2 protein-coding genes are annotated in these 2,236 nt (G+C 64.1%); both read right to left on the reverse strand.

Annotation, left to right across the window (positions count from 1 at the left end; translation table 11 throughout):
- Positions 1–168 precede the first annotated feature (168 nt).
- Positions 169–444: a hypothetical protein gene (locus V7080_RS25225; protein ID WP_334191125.1), complete on the reverse strand. Its 276-nt coding sequence runs from the start codon at positions 442–444 to the stop codon at positions 169–171.
- Positions 445–600: 156 nt separating this feature from the next.
- On the reverse strand, positions 601–2,236 hold a 1,636-nt coding region (locus V7080_RS25230), incomplete at its 5' end, for an alpha/beta hydrolase-fold protein (RefSeq protein WP_334191126.1).

The raw sequence follows: 2,236 nt of genomic DNA on the forward strand, positions 1-2,236 counted from the left end.
CCCCCACCCTAACCCTCCCCCTTGCAGAGGGAGGGAACCTTACAGAGGCAGTGCAGGCAATTCAATCGATGGCAACCATCGGGCAAAAATTTGCCGCGGGCCTTCCCGTATCGCCATGATGTTCAATTGCATTTGAGTCGAAATCCAAACATCCCGGAAACAGGAACCTCAGCGCTCCTTCGGCACGTCGATCCTCGTCGTTCCGCCGGTCACCGAGAGCGGATCGCTGGCCGGAAAGGTCAGTTCGACGGCATCGTCCAGCTGCTCCTGTTCCTTTTCCTCCGGGTCGGATGAATCGACCTTGCGCTTGACGACATCGCGCGATGCCGCGTCCTGGGGCGCCACATCCTTGGGCGTCACCGAAGCGGAATTCTCGCCATGCGACGACCGTTCTTTCGGTTCTTTCTTTTCATCCTCGTTAGAACTTTTCTTCAGATTGGACATACCATTTCTCCATTTCAAATAAGCCGGGGGAACGGCGTTTCCGCCGCCCTCTGTAATGCGATAGCCGAATGACACGAAAGTTCGCGGTTTATGAACATCATGCAATCGGCGTCATGCCCTGCCGATGCCTGTGCGCAACTCCCTGCCGGTGTCGCCTTACGGATACCGTATCGTCCGGCTGCACCCTTCCAGCGTCACCGCCAGCGGGCCGTCGGTATCGACCACCAGTTCCGCATCGCACCCGAGCCTGGCCCGTTGCACATTGACATTCACCGTGCCGACATTGCGCGCGACGATGTCCAGCCGGTTTGCTCTCGGCGCCGCTGACGGCAGTCCCCATGTGCGGAACTGGCTGACATAAGCCTGTACGCCCAGGTTGCCGGTGATGACGCCCGCGCCGGTCTGGGTAGCGGACACCGGCGCGTCGCCCTGGCCGAACGCATGGGATTTCGCATCGATGCTGCCACGCGCCGATGCGTTCGCATCGCGCACGGCGATGCCGGACAGCCAGTACGCATGGTTGCCCACCAGTCCCCGCGCCGGCACGTCCATCGCCGGATTGGCGACATACGTCACCCGCGCCGGATTGCGGTCGACCAGCGCATCGCCGAGGAAGTCGGCGCTGTCCTGGTACTGGTCGTGCAGCGCCAGCGTCAGGTGTTCGCCGGTGGTGAAGGTGTCGAAACGGTAGCGGTAGCCGAGGTCATCGAGCCGTTGCGCCTGCGTGCGGGTGCCGGTGTAGGGCACCAGTTCGTCGGCGGCCTGCACCCACATCATGATCGGGATGTTGCGCAGCCCGGGCAGCAGGTGGTAGGTGTTGGTCGCATCACCGCCGGTCGGCTCCAGCGGCGGCGCCCAGATGCCGAGCGCCGGCGGACCGACCACGGCGTGCGCCCTGGCGAACAGGTCCGGATATCGGGTGCCGAACTTGTAGGTGGCATGGCCGCCCATGGAATAACCGCTGATCGATGTCATCGCCGGATTGAGCGGATAGTGGCGCGCGATGTCCGCCCACATTTCGAACGTGTCAGCCGCCGCATCATCCACATACCAGCCGTCCGGTCCGCGCCCGAGGGCGGTGGCGATGATATGGCCGCGGCCACGCTCGCCGAGCTGCGACTGATTGCGCGACGCGGTGTACTGGTTGTGATTGCCGCCGAGCGAATGCAGCAGCAATGTCAGGCCATAGCCATCTGCAGGCACCGGCTTGACCGGGACATAGACGGTGTAGGGCTGCAGTTGGCCGCGGTATTCGCCCTTGCAGGTGGGGGCGCTGCCGCAGCGCACCGAGAAATCGACGCCCTGCTTCGTTTCCACCGCGCTCGCGAAGATGCGGTTGATCGGACCGGTTTGCGGCACGCCCTGCGGCTGCCCCGGCATGTCGTCATTGACATTGCTCGCCAGCCTGGCGAAATCCACCCGTGCGAAGAAGCTGCTGATGTCGCCCGCCGCCAGTGCTTTCGATTGGGCGTTTTCGCGCCAGTAGGATGTACCGGACAAGGTCTGGCCGGGTCCGAGCATCGGCTCATTGAAACGGAAGGCGACGTTGAAGAATGCGGGCGGCGCGGTCAGCGTGCCTGAGCCGCCGGGCGTGGTGACCGACGCGCTCAGGCTCGGCAGCAGGTAGCGGTTGTTGGCGGTATCCCACAGGCCGGCACCGGCGGCGACGCGAACCACGTTGCGTCCCGGATTCCAGGCCGCGGTGGGCACCCGCACTTCGAATTGACGCCGTGCCAGGTCGACCGTCACGGTCGGCGCCGGGGTCACCACGCTGCCATCCGCTGCATTGGTA

It is taken from the genome of Noviherbaspirillum sp. (assembly GCF_036846085.1).
Classification (GTDB): domain Bacteria; phylum Pseudomonadota; class Gammaproteobacteria; order Burkholderiales; family Burkholderiaceae_D; genus Noviherbaspirillum.